At 70.7% G+C, this 22,326-nt stretch carries 22 protein-coding genes and 1 pseudogene; 10 read left to right on the top strand and 13 right to left on the bottom strand.

Features of this window, described 5'->3' with window-relative positions; translation table 11 throughout:
• Positions 1-209: 209 nt before the first annotated feature.
• Positions 210-1,097 (bottom strand): LysR family transcriptional regulator, encoded by an 888-nt coding sequence (locus ACWCRD_RS16580; protein ID WP_450966512.1) that lies wholly within the window; start codon positions 1,095-1,097, stop codon positions 210-212.
• Between the two features lie 120 nt (positions 1,098-1,217).
• Between ACWCRD_RS16580 and ACWCRD_RS16575 the strand changes: the two genes are divergently transcribed.
• The 5 genes from ACWCRD_RS16575 (at position 1,218) to ACWCRD_RS16555 (ending at position 6,443) form a co-directional block, all read left to right on the top strand.
• The gene (locus tag ACWCRD_RS16575) at positions 1,218-1,889 is read left to right on the top strand and encodes a succinate dehydrogenase (protein ID WP_450966642.1); all 672 of its coding nucleotides are present in this window, start codon (positions 1,218-1,220) and stop codon (positions 1,887-1,889) included.
• A gap of 2 nt (positions 1,890-1,891) precedes the next feature.
• On the top strand, positions 1,892-3,844 hold the full coding sequence (locus tag ACWCRD_RS16570) for a fumarate reductase/succinate dehydrogenase flavoprotein subunit (RefSeq protein WP_450966511.1): 1,953 nt from the start codon (positions 1,892-1,894) through the stop codon (positions 3,842-3,844).
• Positions 3,841-4,587, top strand: coding sequence for a succinate dehydrogenase/fumarate reductase iron-sulfur subunit (locus ACWCRD_RS16565; protein WP_450966510.1), 747 nt, complete (start codon positions 3,841-3,843; stop codon positions 4,585-4,587). The genes ACWCRD_RS16570 and ACWCRD_RS16565 overlap by 4 nt, the downstream gene beginning before the upstream one ends.
• 276 nt (positions 4,588-4,863) lie before the next feature.
• Entirely contained in the window at positions 4,864-5,637 is a 774-nt protein-coding gene (locus ACWCRD_RS16560; protein ID WP_450966509.1) for a GNAT family N-acetyltransferase, read from the top strand.
• Complete coding sequence (locus ACWCRD_RS16555; RefSeq protein WP_450966508.1) at positions 5,637-6,443, top strand: lysophospholipid acyltransferase family protein; 807 nt, start codon at positions 5,637-5,639, stop codon at positions 6,441-6,443. The genes ACWCRD_RS16560 and ACWCRD_RS16555 overlap by 1 nt, the downstream gene beginning before the upstream one ends.
• A 20-nt stretch (positions 6,444-6,463) precedes the next feature.
• Here the strand turns inward: ACWCRD_RS16555 and ACWCRD_RS16550 are convergent, their stop codons facing one another.
• Entirely contained in the window at positions 6,464-6,991 is a 528-nt protein-coding gene (locus ACWCRD_RS16550; protein WP_450966507.1) for an STM3941 family protein, read from the bottom strand.
• An 86-nt stretch (positions 6,992-7,077) separates the two neighbouring features.
• Positions 7,078-7,257 (bottom strand): hypothetical protein, encoded by a 180-nt coding sequence (locus tag ACWCRD_RS16545; protein ID WP_450966506.1) that lies wholly within the window; start codon positions 7,255-7,257, stop codon positions 7,078-7,080.
• A gap of 283 nt (positions 7,258-7,540) precedes the next feature.
• Here ACWCRD_RS16545 and ACWCRD_RS16540 point away from each other — a divergent pair, with 283 nt between their 5' ends.
• Entirely contained in the window at positions 7,541-8,716 is a 1,176-nt protein-coding gene (locus tag ACWCRD_RS16540; RefSeq protein WP_450966641.1) for an alanine--tRNA ligase-related protein, read from the top strand.
• Positions 8,717-8,819: 103 nt separating this feature from the next.
• Positions 8,820-9,338, top strand: coding sequence for an adenylate kinase (locus tag ACWCRD_RS16535; protein WP_450966505.1), 519 nt, complete (start codon positions 8,820-8,822; stop codon positions 9,336-9,338).
• A gap of 27 nt (positions 9,339-9,365) precedes the next feature.
• Here ACWCRD_RS16535 and ACWCRD_RS16530 read toward each other — a convergent pair whose 3' ends face one another.
• Together ACWCRD_RS16530 and ACWCRD_RS16525 are read right to left on the bottom strand one after the other, a co-directional pair.
• The gene (locus ACWCRD_RS16530) at positions 9,366-11,708 is read right to left on the bottom strand and encodes an ATP-binding cassette domain-containing protein (protein ID WP_450966504.1); all 2,343 of its coding nucleotides are present in this window, start codon (positions 11,706-11,708) and stop codon (positions 9,366-9,368) included.
• An 89-nt stretch (positions 11,709-11,797) separates the two neighbouring features.
• The gene (locus ACWCRD_RS16525) at positions 11,798-12,403 is read right to left on the bottom strand and encodes an NADPH-dependent FMN reductase (protein WP_450966503.1); all 606 of its coding nucleotides are present in this window, start codon (positions 12,401-12,403) and stop codon (positions 11,798-11,800) included.
• 112 nt (positions 12,404-12,515) lie between these two features.
• On the opposite strand from ACWCRD_RS16525, the gene ACWCRD_RS16520 reads away from it, so the two are divergent.
• Entirely contained in the window at positions 12,516-13,352 is an 837-nt protein-coding gene (locus tag ACWCRD_RS16520) for a helix-turn-helix domain-containing protein (protein WP_450966502.1), read from the top strand.
• A gap of 138 nt (positions 13,353-13,490) precedes the next feature.
• Here ACWCRD_RS16520 and ACWCRD_RS16515 read toward each other — a convergent pair whose 3' ends face one another.
• From ACWCRD_RS16515 to ACWCRD_RS16490, 6 genes and pseudogenes are all read right to left on the bottom strand, one after another.
• Positions 13,491-14,489 (bottom strand): LLM class flavin-dependent oxidoreductase, encoded by a 999-nt coding sequence (locus ACWCRD_RS16515; RefSeq protein WP_450966640.1) that lies wholly within the window; start codon positions 14,487-14,489, stop codon positions 13,491-13,493.
• A gap of 324 nt (positions 14,490-14,813) precedes the next feature.
• Positions 14,814-15,164: pseudogene (locus ACWCRD_RS16510) on the bottom strand (GTP-binding protein); the annotation flags it as partial.
• 156 nt (positions 15,165-15,320) lie between these two features.
• Positions 15,321-15,491 carry a 50S ribosomal protein L32 gene (gene rpmF, locus ACWCRD_RS16505; RefSeq protein WP_115910778.1) on the bottom strand — a complete coding sequence of 57 codons (171 nt, stop codon included), beginning with the start codon at positions 15,489-15,491 and terminating at the stop codon, positions 15,321-15,323.
• Between the two features lie 75 nt (positions 15,492-15,566).
• Positions 15,567-15,989 carry a (2Fe-2S) ferredoxin domain-containing protein gene (locus ACWCRD_RS16500; protein ID WP_450966501.1) on the bottom strand — a complete coding sequence of 141 codons (423 nt, stop codon included), beginning with the start codon at positions 15,987-15,989 and terminating at the stop codon, positions 15,567-15,569.
• A 368-nt stretch (positions 15,990-16,357) separates the two neighbouring features.
• Positions 16,358-16,588 carry a hypothetical protein gene (locus ACWCRD_RS16495; protein ID WP_450966500.1) on the bottom strand — a complete coding sequence of 77 codons (231 nt, stop codon included), beginning with the start codon at positions 16,586-16,588 and terminating at the stop codon, positions 16,358-16,360.
• Positions 16,589-16,757: 169 nt separating this feature from the next.
• Positions 16,758-17,330 carry a CGNR zinc finger domain-containing protein gene (locus ACWCRD_RS16490; protein ID WP_450966499.1) on the bottom strand — a complete coding sequence of 191 codons (573 nt, stop codon included), beginning with the start codon at positions 17,328-17,330 and terminating at the stop codon, positions 16,758-16,760.
• Positions 17,331-17,412: 82 nt separating this feature from the next.
• Between ACWCRD_RS16490 and ACWCRD_RS16485 the strand changes: the two genes are divergently transcribed.
• On the top strand, positions 17,413-18,585 hold the full coding sequence (locus ACWCRD_RS16485) for an epoxide hydrolase family protein (RefSeq protein WP_450966498.1): 1,173 nt from the start codon (positions 17,413-17,415) through the stop codon (positions 18,583-18,585).
• 79 nt (positions 18,586-18,664) lie between these two features.
• Complete coding sequence (locus tag ACWCRD_RS16480; protein WP_450966497.1) at positions 18,665-19,156, top strand: phosphatase domain-containing protein; 492 nt, start codon at positions 18,665-18,667, stop codon at positions 19,154-19,156.
• Positions 19,157-19,676: 520 nt separating this feature from the next.
• Here ACWCRD_RS16480 and ACWCRD_RS16475 read toward each other — a convergent pair.
• The gene (locus tag ACWCRD_RS16475; RefSeq protein ID WP_389085964.1) at positions 19,677-19,892 is read right to left on the bottom strand and encodes a dodecin; all 216 of its coding nucleotides are present in this window, start codon (positions 19,890-19,892) and stop codon (positions 19,677-19,679) included.
• A 35-nt stretch (positions 19,893-19,927) separates the two neighbouring features.
• Positions 19,928-22,186 (bottom strand): nitrate- and nitrite sensing domain-containing protein, encoded by a 2,259-nt coding sequence (locus ACWCRD_RS16470; protein WP_450966496.1) that lies wholly within the window; start codon positions 22,184-22,186, stop codon positions 19,928-19,930.
• Between the last annotated feature and the right edge of the window lie 140 nt (positions 22,187-22,326).

Genomic DNA, 22,326 nt, shown 5'->3' with positions numbered 1-22,326 from the left:
GCCCGTGCCCACATCGAGGACCCGTACGCCCTTCCTGACCCCGGCAGCGTCGAGGAGCCCAGGCACCGGATACGCGCAGAGTTCGGCAAAACTCGCACCATAGGCGTCGGCCTGTCCGCCCACGCCCGCCGCTCGGACTCATCGAACGCCGTCTGCACCACTCGTCCACTCCCTTTCCGAACAGCAAACATCACCTGCGATACGTCGGCTCACCGCTCCAACAGCATCCGCTGCAACTCCCGAGCCGCCCGCGGCGGAGCCACATCGCTGCGGTGGGCGAGGGCGATCGTGCGGTGCAGGCCGGGGCGGGCCAGCGGGGTGACCCGCAGCCCACGCCCGGAGCGTGTGGCGACCATACGGGGGACGACGGCCAGGCCGAGCCCCGCGCGGACGAAGCCCAGCACCGCGTCCATCTCACCGCCCTCGACCGCGAAGTCCGGTTCGAAGCCCTCGGCACGGCAGGCAGCCACGGTCAGTTCGCGCAGGTCGTAGCCGTGCCGGAACATGACCAGGGGTTCACTCTCCAGGTCGGCGATGCGGACCGTACGCCGGCCCGGGCCGGCGGGCGCGGGCGACTCCGGGGACGACACCACCACCAGGTCCTCGCGCAGCAGCTCCACCGTCGTCAGCGCCGGAGAGGGGGACGGCAGCGGCAGCACGACCAGCGCCAAGTCAAGGGCGCCGCGGGCGAGTTCCCGTACGAGATCGTGGGAGCCGCCCTCCTCGATCAGCAGCCGGATGCCGGGATAGCGGTCGTGGAAGGCGCGCAGGACGTCGGGCAGCAGGCCCGTGCACAGACTCGGGGTCGCGCCCAGCCGCACCCGGCCACTGCGCAGCTGCACCAGCTCCTGCACCTCGTGCCGGGCCGTGTCGGCGTCGGCCAGGATGCGGCGGGCCAGCGGCAGCAGCGCCTCGCCCGCGTCGGTGAGGGTGATGTTGCCGCGTGCCCGCAGGAACAGATCGGCCCCGAGCTCCCGCTCCAGCGCCTTGATCTGCTGGGACAGGGACGGCTGCGCGACATGGACGAGGTCCGCGGCCCGGGTGAAGTGCCGGGTCTCGGCGACCGCCACGAAGTACTGGAGCTGCTGGAACTGCACCCTCGTACGATAGCCCCTTCCTATGGAATCAAGCCGGACCATGTCTTGGACCGATCGGGACCTTCGGCTCTAGCGTCTTGAGTCATGGCTCTGGCAACGCGGACGGACCGACGGCCGTCGATGGCGCGCACGGTATGGGACAGCTCCGTCGGCAAGAAGACGGTGATGGCCGTCAGCGGCATGATCATGCTGCTGTACCTGGTCGCCCATGTGATCGGCAATCTGAAGATCTTCTTCGGGGCCGGCGAGTTCAACCACTACGCGCACTGGCTGCGCACCGTGGGTGAGCCGTTCATGCACTACGAGTGGACGCTGTGGCTGGTCCGCGTCGTGCTGATCGTCGCCGTCGTCGCGCACGCCGTCTCCGCGTACCAGCTCAGTCGCCGCGACATCAAGGCACGGCCCAGCAAGTACGTCCACAAGAAGGCGAAGGCCAGCTATGCGACGCGGACCATGCGGTGGGGCGGGATCATCCTCGGCCTGTTCATCGTGTGGCACATCCTGGACCTGACCACCGGCACCGTGCACTCGGGCGGCTTCCAGGAGGGCCACCCGTACCAGAACGTCGTGGACACCTTCTCCACCTGGTACGGCAACGTCATCTACATCGTCGCGATGCTGGCGCTCGGCCTGCACATCCGGCACGGCTTCTGGAGCGCCGCCCAGACCCTCGGCGTCGGCAGCCGCAGCCGCGACCGCGCGCTCAAGACCGTGGCCAACATCCTCGCACTGCTGCTCACGGCCGGTTTCATCGCCGTACCCGTGGGCGTCATGACCGGAGTGGTGAGCTGAACATGACCGCTGAGTACGTGGATTACACGACGGGTGAGCCGGTCGTCGACTCCAAGGCGCCCGCCGGACCGATCAACGAGCGCTGGGACAAGCGCCGTTTCGAGGCCAAGCTGGTCAACCCGGCCAACCGGCGCAAGCACACGGTGATCGTGGTGGGCACCGGTCTCGCGGGCGGTTCCGCCGGCGCGACCCTCGCCGAACAGGGCTACCACGTCGTCCAGTTCTGCTACCAGGACTCCCCGCGCCGCGCCCACTCCATCGCCGCGCAGGGCGGCATCAACGCCGCCAAGAACTACCGCAACGACGGCGACTCCATCCACCGCCTGTTCTACGACACCGTCAAGGGCGGGGACTTCCGCGCCCGGGAGTCGAACGTGCACCGGCTCGCGCAGATCTCCGTGGAGATCATCGACCAGTGCGTGGCCCAGGGCGTGCCCTTCGCCCGGGAGTACGGCGGCCTGCTCGACACCCGCTCCTTCGGCGGCGTCCAGGTCTCACGGACCTTCTACGCCCGCGGACAGACGGGCCAGCAGTTGCTGCTGGGCGCCTACCAGGCCCTGAGCCGGCAGATCGCCGCGGGCAACATCGAGATGCACCCGCGTACCGAGATGCTCGACCTGATCGTCATCGACGGCAAGGCGCGCGGAATCGTGGCGCGCGATTTGATCACCGGCCGCATCGACACCTACTTCGCGGACGCCGTCGTCCTGGCGAGCGGCGGCTACGGCAACGTCTTCTATCTGTCGACGAACGCCATGAACTCCAACGCCACCGCCATCTGGCGGGCCCACCGGCGCGGCGCCTACTTCGCCAACCCCTGCTTCACCCAGATCCACCCCACCTGCATCCCGCGCACCGGCGACCACCAGTCGAAGCTGACCCTGATGAGCGAGTCGCTGCGCAACGACGGCCGGATCTGGGTGCCCAAGGCCAAGGGTGACGACCGGCCGCCGAACAAGATCCCCGAGGACGAGCGCGACTACTACCTGGAGCGCATCTACCCCTCCTTCGGCAACCTGGTCCCGCGTGACATCGCCTCCCGAGCCGCCAAGAACGTCTGCGACGAGGGCAGGGGAGTGGGCCCGGGCGGGCAGGGCGTCTACCTGGACTTCGCCGACGCCATCAAGCGGATGGGCCGCAAGGCGGTCGAGGAGAAGTACGGCAACCTCTTCGACATGTACGCGCGGATCACCGCCGAGGACCCGTACACCGTCCCGATGCGGATCTACCCCGCCGTGCACTACACGATGGGCGGACTGTGGGTCGACTACGACCTGCAGACCACCGTCCCGGGCCTGTTCGCGATCGGCGAGGCCAACTTCTCCGACCACGGCGCGAACCGCCTCGGCGCCTCCGCACTGATGCAGGGCCTGGCCGACGGCTACTTCGTGCTGCCGGCGACCATCAACGACTACCTCGCCCGCCACCCCCACCACGAGCCGGTCACCGTCCAGCATCCGGTCGTCCAGGAGGTGCTGGCGGAGACCCAGGACCGCCTCGACCTCCTCCTGTCGGTCGACGGCGACCGCACCCCCGACTCCTTCCACCGCGAAGTCGGCGAACTCATGTGGGAGTTCTGCGGCATGGCCCGTACGGACTCCGGCCTGCGCAAGGCGCTGGAGCGCATCCCGCAGATCCGCGAGGAGTTCTGGCGGCGCATCAAGGTGCCGGGCACCGGCGAGGAGTTCAACCAGTCGCTGGAGAAGGCCAACCGCATCGTCGACTACCTCGAGCTCGCCGAGCTGATGTGCCTGGACGCACTGCACCGGGCGGAGTCCTGCGGCGGCCACTTCCGCGAGGAGTCCCAGACGCCGGACGGTGAAGCCGCCCGCCGGGACGACGAGTTCGCCTACGCCGCCGCCTGGGAGTTCACCGGCACCGGCGAGGCCCCGACCCTGCACAAGGAAGACCTGGTCTTCGAGTACGTCCACCCCACTCAGCGGAGCTACGCATGAAGCTCACCCTGCGCGTCTGGCGGCAGCAGAACGCCGACGCCGAAGGCGCCATGTCCACGTACGAGGTGGACGGCATCTCCTCCGACATGTCGTTCCTGGAGATGCTCGACACCCTCAACGAGGAGCTCATCCTCAAGGGCGAGGACCCGGTCGCCTTCGACCACGACTGCCGCGAGGGCATCTGCGGTGCGTGTTCGCTCGTCATCAACGGCGACGCCCACGGGCCCGAGCGCACCACCACCTGCCAGCTGCACATGCGGTCCTTCCAGGACGGCGACACGATCGACATCGAGCCCTGGCGGGCCTCCGCCTTCCCGGTGATCAAGGACCTGGTGGTGGACCGGTCGGCCTTCGACCGGATCATCCAGTCCGGCGGCTACATCACCGCCCCGACCGGCTCCGCACCCGAGGCCCACGCCACACCCGTACCCAAGCCGGACGCCGACTTCGCCTTCGAGCACGCCGAGTGCATCGGCTGCGGGGCGTGCGTGGCGGCCTGCCCGAACGGGGCGGCGATGCTGTTCACCTCCGCCAAGATCAACCATCTGAACGTGCTGCCGCAGGGTGCGCCCGAGCGTGAGACGCGGGTGCTGGACATGGTGGCGCAGATGGACGAGGAGGGCTTCGGTGGCTGCACGCTGACCGGGGAGTGCGCCACCGCCTGCCCGAAGGGCATTCCGCTGGTGTCCATCACGAGCATGAACAAGGAGTGGCTGCGGGCTGCGCGGAAGGTCGCGCGGTAACGCCGTGGGGGACGCGGTCGCCGAGGCGGCTGCCGGTGGTCCCTTTTCGGGGCGCTGTAGTGAACGTTCGCCGAAGATGTGCGGACGGGCGGGGTCGGGAGGTGCTCCCCGGCCCCGTCTCGCTTGTGCGGGGCGAGCCGTTCAACAACCCCACACCCGCTCTCTCTGCGCCTGTCACGCGAAGGTCAGCCGGCATCGGAAGAACAGGGGCGGCAGATCACGCGCCAACGGTCTGCTCCCGCTCCGCCGTCCCCGGCAGCCGACCTGGAGAGAGCCATGACCGGCGTCACCACCCTGGACCGTCCCCCGAAGCCCGCCGCACCCGCCCGCTACACCGTGTCCCTCGCCCGCGACGAGGCCGACGTGCGTGCCGCGCAGCGGCTGCGGTACGAGGTCTTCGCCGGCGAGATGGGTGCCCTGCTGGCCACCCCGCAGCCCGGCCACGACATCGACGCGTTCGACGCGTACTGCGACCACCTGCTGGTCCGCGAGGAGACGACCGGCCAGGTCGTCGGCACCTACCGGCTGCTGCCGCCGGAGCGCGCCGCGATCGCCGGACGGCTGTACTCCGAGGGCGAGTTCGACCTGACCGCGCTCGACGCGATCCGCCCCGGCCTGGTCGAGGTCGGCCGTTCCTGCGTCCACCCCGACCACCGCGACGGCGCCGTCATCGGCCTCATCTGGGCCGGCATCGCACGCTACATGGTCGACCGCGGCCACGAGTGGCTGGCCGGCTGCTGCTCCGTCCCGCTCGCGGACGGCGGCGCGCTCGCCTCCGCCACCTGGGAGAAGGTACGGGGCAAGTACCTGGCCCCGGAGGAGTACCGGGTACGGCCGCTGCTGCCCTGGGTCCCGGACGCCGCGACCCCGGCCGCCGCCGCCGCCGAACTGCCCGCCCTGCTGCGCGGCTACCTGCGCCTCGGCGCCTGGGTGTGCGCCCAGCCCGCCCACGACCCGGACTTCGGGGTCGCCGACCTGTATGTGCTGCTGTCGATGCGCCGGGTCAACCCGCGCTATCTGCGGCACTTCCTCTCCCTCGTGCCGGCCTGATGAGCGTCTGGCAGCCCAGCGCGCCCTGCACCCCCGGGGCGTGCATAGAGACGAGGGGGTCGGCCACGGCCGTACCGCGTGCCGTGCTGCGGATGGCGGCAGTCGTGGCCCTGGTGCTCGCCGGGGTCGCGCTGTCGCCGCTCGGCGGGAGGATCCCCGCCGAGCTGGTGAAGCGGTGGTGCCGGTGGATCGTGCGGGCCGCGGGGGTCCAGGTCCGTATCACCGGCACCGCCGCGCCCACCGGCGGCCTGCTGCTGGTCGCCAACCACATCTCCTGGCTGGACATCCCGCTGCTCGCCGCCGTCCGCCCGGCCCGCATGCTCGCCAAGTCCGACATCCGGGACTGGCCCGTGGCCGGCCCCCTCGCGGCCCGCGGCGCCCTGTTCATCGACCGCAACCGGCTGCGCGCCCTGCCGGAAACCGTCGCCCGCATCGCGGACGCGCTGCGCGGCGGTCAGGCCGTCGGGGTCTTCCCCGAGGGCAGCACCTGGTGCGGACGCGCCCAGGGCACCTTCCGCCGCGCCGTCTTCCAGGCCGCCCTCGACGCGGACGTTCCCGTACAGCCGGTACGTCTGCGCTACCGGATCGCCGGGGGTACGGCCAGCACGGCGCCCGCCTTCATCGGCGACGACTCGCTGCTGGCGTCGGTGTGGCGGGTGGTGTCGGCGCGGGGCCTGGTGGCCGAGGTCGACGTACGGGACGTCCTCGCGCCCGGCAGCCACCCGGACCGCCGCTCACTGGCCCGCGCCGCCCAGCCGGGGGCGACGGCTCAGGCGGACTGGATCCACACCGCGTTGGTGGCCTAGCAGCGGTACACGGGCAGCGTTCACTGCTGTGCTGCGAGTCGGGGGCAGTGGCGCCGCATCGCGTCCAGGACCGCCTCGGGCGGCACCGGAAGGGTGTTCGTGGCCATGATGGCCGGACCGAAGCCGAGTCGAGCGTTCATGGACGCCGTGCTGCGGACGAGCTTGGATGCGCGGGCCAGATAGGCGTCCGGGTCGTGCAGCACCAGCTCGATGAACAACTGCGAGGTGGTGCGTACCCGCTGCTCGCGTATCCGCACGGCGGCTATCTCGCCCCAGCCGAACCGGCCGAGCCGCACATGGTCCACTCCCGCGTCGTCCAGCACCAGCTCCGGCCGGTCACGGAGCAGGCGCTGGAGGATGAGTACCGCGCACAACCCGAAGAAGGGCACGGCCAGTGCCCCGGCCACCGTCATCTTCAGGGTGCTGTGGGCGACGAGGAAAACAATGCCCAGAGCGACGAAGACGAGAGAGCCGGCCAGCATGGCCCACCCGCGTCCCTTGGCTAGGGGGTAGACCGTCGGGGGCAGCGGAACGCTGTTGCTGATCACGAGCTCAGACGATAGGACCAGAGCCCTCGCCTGCGGAAGCCTCGAAGAGACGCATTCCTGCCGCCCGCCCGCCATCAGCGCCCGGATCAGGAGGCCGCCCCGGTGATCTCGGTGACGAGGTCCGGGGTGGCGACGCCGGCCGGCCGCTCGAAGAACTCCGCGGCCGCCTCCCGTGCGGCCGTTGGATCGGTACCCGGCCACAGGTGGGTGAGCAGAAGCCGGGCGGCGCCCGCCTGGCGGGCGTACCTTAACCGGTGGCACGGCACGAGACCTGGCCGCGAGGGGCCCGGAAACTCGGAAGACGGGCCGTACCGCCCCCTGTTAGCGTTCCTTCCATGAAGGTCAGGACCTGTCGTACCCACACCGCAGCCGCGCGAGCGACCAGCTCCCCGGCTGCCGACGCCTGACCTCTCCACCTTTCCCCGGCGGCCGGAAACGGACCGCCGGGATGTGGTGCCACCCTTCTGCGCAGCCGCGCAGGGCTCACAGGCTGCTCCCGCGGTCCCTTCCGGTCCCCACGACCCGAAGGAAGATGCCATGAGCACCCCCATGAACACCGACCAGACCCTACGGACGTTCACCGACTTCTACCGTGAACGCGGCCACCACCTCATCACCGGAGGCTCCCTGCTGCCGCCGCCCTCGGATCCGGTGCTGTTCACCACCTCCGGCATGCACCCCCTCACCCCCTACCTCCTGGGCCGGCCCCATCCCCGGGGACGGCGCCTGATCAACGTCCAGCGCTGCCTGCGCACCACCGACCTCGACGAGGTCGGCGACCCGACCCATCTGACGGTCTTCGAGATGCTCGGCTCGTGGTCGCTCGGCGACTACGGCCACTCACAGAGCCTGCGCTGGGGGTACGAGCTGCTGCGCGACGGATTCGGCATCCCGCAGGAGCGGCTGCACGTCACGGTCTTCGGCGGCGACGACGGGGTCGGCCCCGACACCGAATCGCTGGGCACCTGGCAGGAGTTGGGACTGCCCGTCGAGCTGACGGACGACCAGAACTGGTGGTCCAACGGCCCCGTCGGCCCCTGCGGCCCGGACTCGGAGATCTTCGTCTGGACCGGCGACGTCGGCACCCCACCCCAGGGCACCCCCACCACCGACCGGCGCTGGGTGGAGATCTGGAACCACGTCAACATGCGCTACCGACGCAACGAGGACGGCACCCTCGAACCTCTGCCCCAGCCCGGCATCGACACGGGCATGGGCCTGGAACGCCTGACGACCGTCCTGCAAGGCCACCGCTCGGTCTACGAGACGGACCTGTTCGAACCGTGGATGCGGCTGCTCGCGCCGCTGTGGGACCTGGACGAGCCCTCGACCCGTCTCGTCAGCGACCACCTGCGCTCGAGCATCGTCGTACTCGGTGACGGCGTACGCCCGTCCAACACCGGCCGCGGCCATGTACTGCGCCGCCTCGTCCGCCGCCTCCTCACCACACTGCGCCGCGACGACCCCTCGCGCACCCTGACGGACCTGCCCCTGGACCTCGTGGACCACACCCTGAACCACTTCCACCAGCCCTGCCGCTCCGACACCGTCCGCACACTGCTCCTCGACGAGGAGCACCGCTTCACCAAGCTCCTCGAACGCGGCCAACGCATCCTCTCCCGCCCGCAGTTCAAGATCCCGCTGAGCGAGGACGACTACCACTACCTCCACGACACCCACGGCCTGCCACGCGACCTGGTGGCCGCTCTGCTCACCGACGAATGACGGCTGCGCACCCGGGGCCGCCGAGGTACTTGCCGCACCTGCTGACGCCTTCCGGTGAGAATCCGTTCGGGGTGCGGTCTCGTCGGCCCCATACAGTGCGCGCATGGAGCGGATCTTGGTGGTGGGTGTCACGGGCGCGGGCAAGTCCACGCTCGCGCGGGCCGTGAGTGAGCGTCTGGACGTGCCCTACCACGAGATGGACGCGCTGTACTTCGTCGGCCCCGACTGGGCTGTCAACGACAAGCTGGGCGAGGCGGTGTCCCGCGTACTGGCCGAACCCCGCTGGATCATCGACAGCATCGGCTGTCCGGAGGTCCGTGACCTGCTGTGGGAGCAGGCCGACACCGTGCTCTGGCTGGACTACGGCAAGCGTGTCGTGATGCCGCGCGTCCTGCGCCGCTCCCTGCGGCGCACCGTGACCCGTGAGCGGGTCTTCGGCGGCAACAGGGAGACCTGGGCGGGCTGGCTCAGCAGGGAACACCCGGTGTGGTGGGCCTGGTCCCAGCACGCGGGCCGCCGCAGCGAGATCGCACGCCGTACGAGCGATCCCCGCTTCGCGCCCCTCCACACCGTCCGGTTCCCGCATCCCGACGACACCGCCGCCTGGTTGGCATCCCTGTGATGCCGCAAGCGGCTTCGGCGCCTGTTCTCACGCCTGCCGCGGTGGCAGCACCCGTCCCAGATACGGTGCCGTAGCGCTCCCCGCCACGCCCGCCACCTGCGTCGGCGTTCCCGCCGTCACGATCCGCCCGCCCGCGTCCCCGCCGCCCGGCCCCAGGTCGATCACCCAGTCCGCGCCGGCGACGACCGACATGTCGTGCTCGACGACGATCACCGTGTGACCGGCGTCGACGAGACCGTGCAACTGCCGCATCAGGACCTCGACGTCCGCCGGGTGCAGACCGGTGGTCGGCTCGTCGAGCAGATAGAGGGTGTGGCCGCGGCGGCCGCGCTGCAACTCGCCGGCCAGCTTGATGCGCTGGGCCTCGCCCCCGGAGAGCTCGGTGGCGGGCTGGCCCAGACGCAGATAGCCCAGGCCCACGTCCAGCAGGGTGGCGAGACTGCGCGCCACCGCCGGGGTGTCCGCGAAGAACTCCGCCGCGCTCTCCACCGTCAGGTCCAGCACCTGAGCGATGTTCCGGCCCCGGTACGTCACTTGGAGCGTCTCGGGGTTGTAGCGGTCCCCGCCGCAGTCCGGACACGGGGCGTACGTGCTCGGCAGGAACAGCAGCTCGACGCTGACGAACCCCTCGCCCTGGCAGGTCTCGCAGCGCCCGCCGGCGACATTGAAGGAGAAGCGGCCGACGCCGTAACCGCGGGCCTGCGCCTCCTCGGTGGCCGCGAACACCCTGCGTACGACGTCGAAGAGCCCCGTGTAGGTGGCGAGGTTGGAGCGCGGGGTGCGGCCGATGGGCTTCTGGTCGACGGAGACCAGGCGTTCCACGCCCGGCAGGTCCTCGGTGATCTCGCCGATGAGCGTCGACTTGCCTGACCCGGACACGCCGGTGATGGCGGTGAACACCCCGATCGGGAACTCGGCGGTCACCCCGCGCAGGTTGTGCCGGGTGATGGGCCCGACCTTCAACTGGCCGCGAGCGGAGCGCACTTGGCGTACGGCGGTGGGGGAGCGGTCGAAGAGGAAGCGGGCCGTCGCGGACTGCGGGACCGAGGCGAGGCCCGCCACCGGCCCGCTGTACAGCACCTCTCCGCCGTGCTCGCCGGCGAGCGGGCCGACGTCCACCAGCCAGTCGGCGCCACGCATGACGTCGAGGTGGTGCTCCACCACGAACACCGAGTTGCCGGACGACTTCAGCCGCTCCAGGACCGTGAGCAGGGCCTCGGTGTCCGCCGGGTGCAGGCCCGCGGACGGCTCGTCGAGGACGTAGACGACACCGAACAGTCCGGAGCGCAGCTGAGTGGCCAGGCGCAGCCGTTGCAGCTCGCCCGCCGAGAGGGTGGGGGTGGAGCGGTCCAGGCTGAGGTAGCCGAGACCGAGTTCGAGGACCGGCGCGATACGGGAGGTGAGGTCCTCGGTGAGGACGCGGGCGGTCTCGTCGCCGGCCACCAGACAGCCCGCGAGGTCGGTCAGCGGCAGCGCGGCCAGCTCGGCGATCGTACGGCCCGCGAAGGTCACCGCCAGCGCCTCCGGGCGCAGCCTGCTGCCGCCGCACGCCGGGCAGGGCGCGCTGGTCAGGAAGCCTTCGGCCTTGGCCCGCAGCGTGGGGCTCTTGGAGTCGGAGAAGGTCTTCATCACGTAGCGGCGGGCGCTCATGTAGGTGCCCTGGTAGGGCCGTTGGATGCGGTCCGCGTCCCGTACCGGGTGCACGGTGACGACCGGCTGCTCGTCGGTGAAGAGGATCCATTCCCGCTGGTGGGCCGGGAGTTCACGCCACGGCCGGTCCACGTCGTGGCCGAGCGCGTCGAGGATGTCGCGGAGGTTCTTGCCCTGCCAGGCGCCCGGCCAGGCGGCGATCGCGCCCTCGCGGATCGACAGCGACGGGTCGGGGACCAGCAACTCCTCGGTCGTACGGTGGACCTGGCCCAGCCCGTGGCACTCCGGACAGGCACCGGCGGCCGTGTTGGGGGAGAAGGCGTCGGAGTCGAGACGCTCGGCGCCGGGCGGGTAGTCGCCGGCGCGGGAGAACAGCATCCGCAGCGAGTTCGACAGGTTGGTGACCGTGCCGACGGACGAGCGGGACGTCGGGGCCGAGCGGCGCTGCTGGAGGGAGACCGCGGGCGGCAGCCCCGTGATCTCGCCGACCTTCGGCGCGCCGACCTGGTGGATCAGGCGGCGCGCGTACGGGGCGACGGACTCGAAGTAGCGGCGCTGGGCCTCGGCGTAGACGGTGCCGAAGGCGAGCGAGGACTTCCCCGACCCGGAGACCCCTGTGAACACGGTCAACACGTCCCGTGGGATGTCGACGTCCACGCCCTTGAGGTTGTGCTCGCGGGCGCCGCGGACGCGGACGCAGGGGTCATGTGGGTCGTGCATGAACGGGAACTCCGGACGGGTCTTCGACTGCGGCGGACAAACGCCGCGATTCTAAGCCGTCGGCGTCGCCTGTGCGACGTCGTCCCAGGTCACGCCGGGTAGGGCGTGGCCTCGCGGGCCGAGCGGAGTGCACCGGCCCACCAGGCCAGCTGCTCCAGCAGCGTCTTGGCGTACCCGGCGGCGTCGGGGTCGAGGGGGCGGCCGTCCTGCCAGGCGGTGAAGTAGTTCGGGAAGGCGAGACCGTCCCGGATCGTCACCGCATGGAGCTCGGTGAGCACGTTCTCCAGGTGCAGTACGGCATGCCGGCCGCCTGCCGCGCCGCCGTAGCTGACGAAGGCGACGGGCTTGGCCGTCCACTGGGTGAAGTGCCAGTCGATCGCCGCCTTCAGGGAGGCGGGATAGCTGTGGTTGTACTCCGGTGTGACCACGACGAACGCGTCGGCGCCCTCCAGAGCCGACGTCAGCGCCGCCATCCCCGCCGGACGGGGGTAGGCGTCACCGGCGTACTTCGGCGACTGGGCGGGCAGCGCCAACGGGATGTCGATCTCGGCCAGGTCGACGACCTCCACCTCGAAACCGCCGTGAGCGCCCGCCTGTTCGGCCACCCACGAGGCCACCGCCGGGCCGAACCGTCCGTCCCGGACGCTTCCGACGATGATCACCAGCTTGTGCTTGCTCTGCTCCTTGTTGTCCATGCCCACCACGATCACGCCACGCCGTGGCGCCGGCCAGACCGTGCTCAGGCTGGCCCCCGCAGGGCCAGGCTGAGCCCTGCGCGAGCAGCGGGCAGCGGCCTATGCTCGCCCCATGGGGACACCGTTGGGGGACTTCGTCCGAGCCAAGCGCGACAGCATCCAGCCCGAGTCGCTGGGACTGCCGGATCACGGCCGCCGCCGCTCACCAGGGCTGCGGCGACTGGATCTCGCCGCGCGGGCCGGCATCAGCGTCGAATACCTCACCCGCCTTGAGCAGGGCCGGGACCGCAACCCGTCGGTGGCGGTGGTCAACGCGCTCGCCGACGCACTCGGCCTCGATGCGGCGGAGCGCAACCATCTGCGCTACCTCGCGAAGATCAGCGGTGGCGAGTGTGTCGCTCACCCCCAGCCCGCGCCGCCGCCCCGCGAGGTCCGTCCCACCGTCCTGGACACGCTCCGCCTCCTCGAACCGGGCATCGCCATGGTCACCAACCGGCTGGGCGACGTCCTCGCCCACACCAGCGGCTACGCGTCGGTGATGGGCGGCACCGGACTGCTCGACGCGGACACCCCGAACCTCACCCGCTACGTCTTCACCGACCCGCGCGCCCGGACGTTCTTCGCCGACTGGGACGACGTCGCCGACCAGCAGGCCTTCGACCTGTGGCTGGCACCGTCCGTCGAGAGTTCCGAGTGGTTCAGCGCGGAACTCGCCCCCGTCGCCGGCCCCGACTTCACGCGCCGCCTGCACCGTCATGTGGTGCCGCAGCGCGGGGACCTGCGCCTCGACCACCCGTCCGGCTACGGGCTCCGGCTGACCCGCGAGGTGCTCGAACTCCCGTCGGACGCCCAGCAGTTGGTGGTCTTCCTGCCCGCGGACGAACAGACGGCCCAGGCCGTCGGCCAACTCCGCGGCCGGTCCCGCGGCGGGCTGCGGGCGATTTCGTAGAGCCGGGCCATCGTCCCCAGGCGGTCGAGGCCGGGCCCGTTCCAGATCGTCGAGCGCGAGGCGGCAGGCCCCCACCGCCACCCGTACCTGGCCGAAGCCCGGCTGCGGCACACGTGCCCCGCTTCCGAACGGTGATCGCTACCGGGAGGTGATCCGGGCGAGGCGCCGGTACGAGTCCACCAGCGCCGCACGGTCGTACGTACTGGTGGTGACCAGCACTTCCTGCGCGCCGGTCTCCTTCAGCACCGTCTCCAGTTCGTACCCGACCTGCTCCTCGGTGCCGGCGAGGTGGCCGGCGAGCCCGGACTCGTAGAAGCCGCGCTCCTTGTCGGTCATGGCCAGTGCCGCGACGCGCCCGGCCGGCGGCAGCGGCGGGAAGGTGCCGTGTGTGCGGGAGTACGCCATCGACCACGCCTCCGGGATGAGCAGCCGCCGCGCCTCCTCGGGTGTGGAGGCCACCGCGATCGTGCCGGAGATGACGACGTACGGTTCGCTCACCCACGGGGAGGGCCGGAAGCGGGCGCGGTAGTGGTCGATGCCGCGCCGCATCTTCTCGCGGTCACGCAGGTCACCGATGACCATCGGCAGGCCCGCGCGGGCGGCGACCGCGGCGCCCTCACCCATGGCCAGCACGAACGGCGGCACGGTCAGGCCCTCCGCGGGGCGTGCATGAACACCCGTCGGGGACGTCCCGCGGAACCAGCCGAGCAGCTCCTCCAGCTGCGCCCCGAAGTCCTCGGCGTCGCCCTTGTCCCGCCCCAGCGCCTTGCGCACCCCACCCGTGAAGCCGACCGACCGCCCCAGCCCCATGTCGATCCGCCCGGGGAACAGCGACTCCAGCACCCCGAACTGCTCGGCCACGACCAGGGGTTGATGGTTGGGCAGCATCACACCGCCCGTGCCGACCCGGATCGTGCGCGTCGCCCCCGCGACGGCGGCGGCCAGGACGGTGGGCGCGGAACCGGCCACGCCCGGCACCCCGTGATGCTCGGACACCCAGAAGCGGTGATAGCCGAGCCCCTCCAGCTCCTGGGCCAGCCGCACCGTGTCGCGCAGCGCCTCCGCGTCCGAGTGGCCCTCGCGGATGCGGGAGCGGTCGAGGACGGAGAAGCGGGTGGCGGCAATCAGGGAACTCACACGAATTTCAACGCGTGACAGACCACGGCATTCCCGCTCCTGCTGTCGGATCGCCGGCAGGGCCGCTGCCTCCACCGCGGTCAGGGCGCCGGTGGGCAGTTCGATCAGCTTCTGGAACAGCCCGTACGGGTTCAGCTGCCGCGCATTCTGCTGGAGCCGCGCCGCCACGTGCAGGGCGGCGCCGAGCAGCATCACCACACCGACCTCGCGCCCGATGACCGCGCCCGCCGAGGTGCCCGCCACGCGCCGTACGGTGTGCTCGGCGCCCAGCTTCTGCAGAGCGCCGAGGAAGGCGAGCCCCAGGGGGACCTGCGAGCGGCCCGCCAGGGTGAAGAAGCCCTTCGAGCACAGCACCCGGCCGAATGCGCCGCCATCCAGGTCCTCGGTCACCAAGGTCCACAACCGGCTCGGATGGAAGGGGAGTTCGGAGCGGAAGACGGTCGACGAGATGCCGTACTCCTTCTCCGGCACATGGTCGCCGTTGAGCTCCCGCACCCAGCCCGGCGCGTGCTGGGCGCGTTCGAGGTCGAACAGGCGGGTGCCGAGGACCTGGCGGACGTCCACGCGTCCATGGGTGGCCGGGACGATGCGGGCGAGGGGGTTGAGGCGGGCGAGCGTCGCCCGCAGCCGGTCGGCGGCGCGGGAGTCGACCAGGTCCACCTTGTTGAGCACGATGACGTCCGCGAACTCGACCTGGTCGACGAGGAGATCGCTGACGGTCCGCCCGTCGTCCTCGTACGGGGCGAGGCCGCGCTCGGCGAGTTCGTCACAGTCATCTCGACGAGACGTTCCTCGGTCCGCGACCGATTGGCGTCGTAGGGCATCGCGGGCTCAGCCTTCGGGGCGCAGCAGCCCGCGCTCGTACGCCTTGACCAGGTGCTGTGGCACAAGGTGGCGCACGCCGTCGAGGGTGAGCGGTACGAGCTGCGGGGTGGTCGCCTTCCACTGGGCGCGGCGGTGGCGGGTGTTGCTGCGGGACATCTTCCGCTTGGGGACAGCCATGGGAAACCTCCTCGGTGGGCAAGCACCGAGGACGCTACATGAAAATGAATCCCATTAACAATTGAGGGCGGTGATTCACCGGCGGCTCCGCACGCGTGCGTCCCGCGGTGGCTGGATGAACTGCAGCTCCAGCGTCACGGGCGGCTCGGCGATGCCCGGACCGCCCGCCGCCGCCCAGCCGACGAGCTCCTCCGTGCAGTCGTCGTCCATGGCGAAGCCGACCCAGGTGGCCCGCCCGCCGGCCCGGCGCCCCGCCGCCGACGGCTGCACGACGATGACGTTCGCCTGGTCGCAGGGGCCCAGGCAGTCGGTCGTGCGGACCTGGAAGCCGTGCTCGGCAGCCGCGGCGCGCAGCCGCTCCAGCTGCCAGGCATGGTCGGTGCCGGGGTGCTTGCGCGGGTCGCCGCAGCAGCAGCCCCGGCAGACGACGAGGGTGCAGGGGCGCTGCTGGGCCGCGCCGATCAACGTGCGGCCGGGGGAGGGAAACGCGGATGGCATGGGAGAAGCATGATCCATCCACCTTGCCTCCCACCGCACCGGGGCGGACCGATCAGAACCGGGCGCCGATGTCCGCCCCGCCCCGTGGCACCAGGAACTGCGGTGCCGGCGGCGGCGAACCGTCGGCCGCGCGCGGGCCCGTGAGCGGGGCCGGGTCCGTGCTGAGGACCGAGGAAGCGTCCCAACTGCCGCCCACATCACAGGAGTTGCCCTTGGAGACGGTCTCCGAGCCGAGCGCGGCGGCGCGTCCGTCGGCGACCGAAAGGTTGTCTCCCGCCTCCGACTGCCTGTGGTGTCGCTCAGCAGTGGCCGCCGGTGACGGGAAGGTTGCCCACCACCGGCGGCGGGATACGGAACCGGAGTTCGCGTCAGTCGCCGGCGTGGTCGCGGTTGTTGCAGGCGTCGTCCACCGACTGATCGGTGACGGGTGCGAACACCGGGACGAGCGCGAGTGCCTCCTTGCAGAGCCCGGTGGCGAGAGGGCTTCGGTGGCTGACGTTCATATGGCCGCGGGGGGTGTCGTCGTTGTCCGCGTGGGCTGGGGTGGCGAGCGCAAGTCCGGTCATGGTGAGCACGGCAAGCACGCTGATCTTCTTCATAGCCCAGTCAACGACCTCGGATCGACCCAGGTCACGCGGCTGTTCGAGGCCAAAGCGGAGGCCGCCCGGGACGGCGGCGCCACCGCAGCCGGCCGACCGGAGCGAAGGCGTCCTCGGTCTTGGGGTGGGTCCTGCCCAGTCGGGTCTGCGCTTGTCTCCAAGGCAACGATCACTCCGCTGCTCCGGGGTTGCGCTGTTTGGCCTGGAAGCGCGCCTTCTTCTGACGATTCCCGCACGTGTTCATGTCGCACCATTTGCGGGTGCGGCTCTGGCTGGTGTCGAAGAAGGCCGCTCGGCAGGTCGGCGATGCACACAAGGCCAGTTTTCCGTCGCGTTCGCCCGCGATGATGCTGATCGCGTCGGCGGCGATCACGCCGAGGGCGTCTTCCACGCGGGAAGCCGAGCTGAGCCGCCACTGCCGCTTGCCCTCGGCCGTCAGGAACGCCGCGGCCCGGCCCTGAGCGCTGCAGTCGTTGATGACCTGGACGGCAGGCGCAGGGAGTGCGCCCTGGAGCGCGGCCGCTGTTGCCACTGCGTGAATCGACTCCCTGAGTTTCCGGGCGAGTTCGAGCTGGGCGGGGGTGCAGGAGTCCACTGCGAGGCCGCTCACCGTCAGCCAGTCGACGAGTCGCTGCGGGGTGGGAATGCGCTCCACGGCGTTGCCGTGACGCTCCGACAAAGTGCCCGTGAAGCTGGTGGCCAGCACGCTGCCGAGGCGGAAGTCGGGGAACCCATCACGCATGGAACCATCTTAGCCGGTTGCGGCGTGGCTGGGAGAACTGTTAGAACCTTCTTAGCCGGTTCCTCGATGGCCAGGAGGTCTCATGCCCCGTCCAGCCAACGGCGTACAAGCATTCGAAGCCCACGCGGCTGACGCCGACCTCGACGATCTGCGCGCGCGATTGGCCGCGGCGCGGCTACCGGAGCCCGAGACGGTCCATCCCGCCGCGCCCGGCCCTCGCCGCTGGGAACAGGGCGTTCCTCTCGCCGACCTCGTCGACGTCGTGAACTACTGGCGCACCGGGTACAACTGGCGGTCGTTCGAAGAGCGCCTCAACGGGATCGGCCAGTTCCGTACGACCATTGATGATCTGGGAATCCACTTCCTGCACCGCCGATCCGCGCGTGCGGACGCCACTCCTCTGCTCATGACGCACGGCTGGCCGGACAGCATTGCTCGGTTCATCGATGTGGTGGACGAGCTGGCGGATCCGAAAGATGCGGACACTCCGGCGTTCCACGTCGTGGTCCCCTCGCTGCCGGGCTTCGGTTACAGCGACAAGCCGGCCACCACCGGGTGGGGAACCGAAAAGATCGCGGCCGCCTGGGTGGAACTGATGAGGCGGCTCGGCTACAGCAAGTTCCTGGCCCACGGCGGCGACTGGGGAGGAAATATCACCACGGTTCTCGGCGGCAGGTTCCCGTCGCACGTTCTCGGTATCCACACGACGTTCGCGGAGGGACCGCCCGGGCTGTCGACGGACGGGCTGACCGCGGTCGAGCGCAAGTGGGCTGAGGAGACCCGCCATTTCTGGCGTCACCGGGCGGCCTACGCGAAGCAGCAGGCGACCAGGCCGCAGACCATCGGCTACTCGCTAGTCGACTCACCGGTCGGGCTTCTCGCTTGGATCCTCGACAAGTTCGCCGAGTGGTCGGACACGGAGGACAGCCCGTTCGAGACGATTTCAAGAGACCGCGTTCTCGACGACGTCACCCTGTATTGGCTGACGCGGACGGGTGCGTCGGCGGCCCGCATCTACTACGAGAGCCACAACTCGCTCGATCCGGAACTCCGGGTCGACGTGCCGTCGGCAGTCACCATGTATCCCCGCGACGTCGAGAAGTGCCCGCGCCCCTGGGCGCAGGAGCGGTATCGGCAGATCGTCCGATGGAGTTCGCCCGAAACCGGGGGACATTTCCCGTCGCTGGAAGTTCCCGAGTATTTCGTCAAGGACCTGCAAGAAGGCCTAGCGGCAGTGCTGGCGGCCAATCGCTGATCGTCGACAGGTTTCGCTCGCTCCCACTTACGGAGTCACGCCCTGAACCGGGAATGCGGGACGGATCTAGGGTGGGCGTGTGACCGACAGCAGCAAGCGCCCGATCGCCGTGTTCGACCTGGACAACACCCTCGCCGACACGGCCCACCGCCAGCGGTTCCTGGAACGCAGGCCGCGCGACTGGGACGCGTTCTTCGCCGCCGCACCGGACGACCCGCCGATCCCGGAGGGGATCGCGCTGGTCTTGGAGAGCGCTAAGGAGTGCGAGATCGTCTATCTCACCGGCCGGCCCGAGCGCTGCCGGCGCGACACACTGGACTGGCTCGCCGCGCAGGGGCTGCCCGACGGGCGCGTCCACATGCGCCGCAACGACGACCGCAGGCCCGCCCGCCGCACCAAGCTGGAGATTCTTCGCAGCCTGGCCCGCACCCGGGACGTGCGCGTGCTCGTGGACGACGACGAACTGGTGTGCGGGGACGCCGAACGGGCCGGCTTCCCGGTCGTACGGGCCCACTGGACGGCCCCGTCAGCCGCCCTGGAGACGGCGCAGGAGGTGGAGGGCCGGACCTGACAAGTCCGGCCGGGGCCCGACCCGCCCCGCGCGTCCGGCACCGTGCGGCGGACCGCTTGTGCGGCCGGGCTGGGCGAGGCCCTGGCGTGGTGGCCGTATCGTCTCCCCGGCTCGTCAGGTACCAGTTCGGGACGAGCTGTCTCGCACGAGTGCGGAGGCCGGCGGGTCGGCGCAGCGCGCCGGCGGCGTCCCCCGCTCGCCTTGCACCCGTTTCCGCGGGCTGCGCCGTCTGCCCGGCGTGTGAGGTGCCGGTCCGGCGGCCGGCCGCCTGCGAGGCCGGCCGGGCGTTTTACGCGGACTGACCTCAGCCAGGGGCGTGCAGCGAGCCCGGGGTTCATGCAACGGCACCGCTTCCCGGGCACCTGCCAGATGTTGCCCCCCGGACCGACTCGTCAGTGGCCTGGCCGGGGCTGCCCCGTCTGCCTGTCCCGTCCGGCGTCCGCCCTGCTCCGTCTGCCTGTCCCCCCGGCGCCGGCCCGAACCCTGCACCCTCCGGCCGGCCCGCCCGGAACCTGTCCCGTCAGGCCGACTCGTCCAGGCGGAAGCCCACCTTCAGGCCGACCTGCCAGTGGGCGATCTGGCCCTCCTCGATCTGGCCCCTGACCTGGGTCACCTCGAACCAATCGAGATTGTGGAGGGTCTGCGAGGCGCGGGAGATGCCGTTGCGGATGGCCTGGTCGACTCCGTCGGGTGAGGTGCCGACGATCTCAGTGACCCGGTAGGTGTGGTTCGTCATGCGGGTGCTCCTCTCCGTGACACCTGCGTCACGCGTCACTCCACCGTGCCCCAAGGCGGGGCGGAGCGCGACACGTCCGGGCTGCTTTCCTGCTTGGGCTTGCGGCGCGCGCGCCGTCGCGAGCCGGCGCCCTTGGCCCGCGGTTTGCGGGCGGCCTCGTCGCGGCTGGGCGCCGGCGTGTCGGCCGGGCGGTCGTTCCAGGCCTCGTATCCCTGGAGCCCGTCGAGCCCGACCGGCGGCGCTTCCTGTGGGGTGAAGGATGCCGCCGGGATGCCGCGTCGCGATGAGGAGGCCTCCTTCACGGCGGCCAGGGCCAGGGTTTCGGCGTCGGGTTCCTCTGCCGCCGTCCGGTAGGTGATCGTGTCCGGCAGCATGACGAGCGAGGTCGTCCCGGACTGCTCGCCGGCGGGGCGCAACTGGACGCGGATGCCGTGCCGGCCGGCCAGTCTGCCGACCACGAACAGCCCCATGTGCTGGGAGATCTCGGCGTCCACGGTCGGCGGATTGGCCAGCTTGCGGTTGATCATCGCGAAGTCCTGCGCCGGCAGACCGATGCCCTGGTCGTGGATCTCGAGCATGATGCGGCCGTCCGGCAGATGGACGGCGGTCACGCGGACCTCCGAGTGCGGAGAGGAGAACGAGGTGGCGTTCTCCAGCAGCTCGGCCAGCAGATGGACGAGGTCGGTCACGGCCCGGCCGTGGATCTCGGCCTCCGGAATGCCGGAGAAGGCGATGCGCTCGTACTGCTCCACCTCGGAGGAGGCCGCACGGATGACGTCGATCAGCGGCAGGGGCCGGTCCCACTGGTGGGCGGGTTTCTCGCCGCCGAGCACGAGGAGGTTCTCGCCGTTGCGGCGGACCCGGGTGGCGAGGTGGTCCAGCCGGAACAGGTTCTCCAGCTGGTCGGGGTCGGTCTCGTGGCCCTCCAGGTGGGTGATCAGGGCCAGTTGACGCTCGATCAGGGACTGGTTGCGCCGCGACAGGTTGGTGAAGATCGTGTTGATGTTGCCGCGCAGCAGCGCCTGTTCCGCGGCGAGCCGCACGGCCTCACGGTGGACATGGTCGAATGCGCGGGCGACCTCGCCGATCTCGTCCGTGCTGGTGATCGGGATGGGGGCGACCCGGGAGTCGACCTGGACGGGAGCGGCCCGCGACAGCCGGGTGATCAGGGCGGGCAGCCGCTGCCCGGCGATCTCGATGGCGGAGGCGGTCAGCCGGCGCATACGGCGGCTCATCGTGCGCGCCACCCAGGCGGCGAGGAGGAAGGCGACGAGCACCGACGCGATGACGAGCACCGCGTTGATGATCGCGTCACGGCGGGCGTCGTCGGCGATGTCGCGGGCGCCCGCGAGGGCCGTGTCGGTGAGGTGGACCTCGATGCTGCGGTAGGCGTCGAAGCCGAGCGTGGACGCGGCGAAGAACGACTCGGGCGTGATGCCCTCGGCGGTGAGCTGCGCGGTCGTCCGGCCGGCGGCGATCTCGCCGACCATCTTGTCCAGGTCGGGCGGGGCGACGTAACTCCGGCCTGCCGCCTTGGCCTCGGCCACCGCGTCGGCCCGCCGCTGCTCGCCCTGCGCTGCCGCGGCCGCCAGCGCCTTCCGCAGCCGTGCCATGTCGTCGGCGATGCCGGCACCCGCGTACTCCTGGAGCGCGACCTTTTCGAGGTAGGCGTACGAGCGGAAGGACGCGAGCTGGGTGCCCAGTTCGCCCGGGGCGAGGGTGCCGCGGTCCTCGGCCAGCAGATGGGTGCCGATGGAGCGGATCAGGGACTCGGCCGCCTGGGTCAGCGAGATGGCGTAGAGGGTGCGGCCGAAGCTCGCCTGGTTGTTGCTGCCGAAGCCCAGCTCGTTCGAGATCTCCATCAGGGGGTGCTGGACGAGGTGGTAGCTCTCCTCCGTCTGCACACCGGCCAGGCGGGAGGTGAAGGCGTTCGCGCGTACCGCCGGCAGCTGCCTCTCGCCGGCGCGGACCAGTCCGACGCGCCGCAGCAGGCCGGAGTTCTGCGGCATGCGGTCGACGGCCCGGTCGAATGCCTTGGCATCCTCGTCGGTGGTCCTGCGGGCCTGCACGACCGCGGCGGCGGTCCGCTCGCCTTTCAGCAGCGGGATGACCGACACATCGCGCTCGTTGATCGCGTCGCTGGCGTACTTGTTCGCCGCCTGCACCAACTCGGCCACCCGGACCGCATCGTCGGCCGCCTGCCAGGTGTCCACGGAGTGCTTGACCCGGATGCCGCCGAGGACGAGGGCGACGATGACCGGGATCAGCAGCACGGCCCTCAGGCGCCTGGCCACGGGCCAGTTGCCGGTCAGGGACCTCCGTGGTCGGTCTTCGGATGTCGGGGAAACCGTGTTCGGCAAGATCGTCCTATCGCTGCGGGATCGCCTGACGTTCGACGCAGGCCCGGCATATCTCTTTACGTCCCGCCTACCGC

The organism is Streptomyces sp. NPDC002092, assembly GCF_053593775.1.
Note: the sequence above shows the minus strand (reverse complement) of the source record. Positions and strands in the feature narration are given on the sequence as shown.

Bases quoted from the DNA above. Each gene is read 5' to 3' on its own strand.
- ACWCRD_RS16560 (WP_450966509.1), top strand. From the start codon at position 4,864: ATGACCGGCGTCACCACCCTGGACCGTCCCCCGAAGCCCGCCGCACCC.
- ACWCRD_RS16565 (WP_450966510.1), top strand. From the start codon at position 3,841: ATGAAGCTCACCCTGCGCGTCTGGCGGCAGCAGAACGCCGACGCCGAA.
- ACWCRD_RS16530 (WP_450966504.1), bottom strand. From the start codon at position 11,708: ATGCACGACCCACATGACCCCTGCGTCCGCGTCCGCGGCGCCCGCGAG.
- ACWCRD_RS16490 (WP_450966499.1), bottom strand. From the start codon at position 17,330: ATGCGTGATGGGTTCCCCGACTTCCGCCTCGGCAGCGTGCTGGCCACC.
- ACWCRD_RS16500 (WP_450966501.1), bottom strand. From the start codon at position 15,989: ATGCCATCCGCGTTTCCCTCCCCCGGCCGCACGTTGATCGGCGCGGCC.
- ACWCRD_RS16570 (WP_450966511.1), top strand. From the start codon at position 1,892: ATGACCGCTGAGTACGTGGATTACACGACGGGTGAGCCGGTCGTCGAC.
- ACWCRD_RS16475 (WP_389085964.1), bottom strand. From the start codon at position 19,892: ATGACGAACCACACCTACCGGGTCACTGAGATCGTCGGCACCTCACCC.
- ACWCRD_RS16495 (WP_450966500.1), bottom strand. From the start codon at position 16,588: ATGAAGAAGATCAGCGTGCTTGCCGTGCTCACCATGACCGGACTTGCG.
- ACWCRD_RS16525 (WP_450966503.1), bottom strand. From the start codon at position 12,403: ATGGACAACAAGGAGCAGAGCAAGCACAAGCTGGTGATCATCGTCGGA.
- ACWCRD_RS16555 (WP_450966508.1), top strand. From the start codon at position 5,637: ATGAGCGTCTGGCAGCCCAGCGCGCCCTGCACCCCCGGGGCGTGCATA.
- ACWCRD_RS16485 (WP_450966498.1), top strand. From the start codon at position 17,413: ATGCCCCGTCCAGCCAACGGCGTACAAGCATTCGAAGCCCACGCGGCT.
- rpmF (WP_115910778.1), bottom strand. From the start codon at position 15,491: ATGGCTGTCCCCAAGCGGAAGATGTCCCGCAGCAACACCCGCCACCGC.
- ACWCRD_RS16575 (WP_450966642.1), top strand. From the start codon at position 1,218: ATGGCGCGCACGGTATGGGACAGCTCCGTCGGCAAGAAGACGGTGATG.
- ACWCRD_RS16520 (WP_450966502.1), top strand. From the start codon at position 12,516: ATGGGGACACCGTTGGGGGACTTCGTCCGAGCCAAGCGCGACAGCATC.
- ACWCRD_RS16540 (WP_450966641.1), top strand. From the start codon at position 7,541: ATGAACACCGACCAGACCCTACGGACGTTCACCGACTTCTACCGTGAA.
- ACWCRD_RS16535 (WP_450966505.1), top strand. From the start codon at position 8,820: ATGGAGCGGATCTTGGTGGTGGGTGTCACGGGCGCGGGCAAGTCCACG.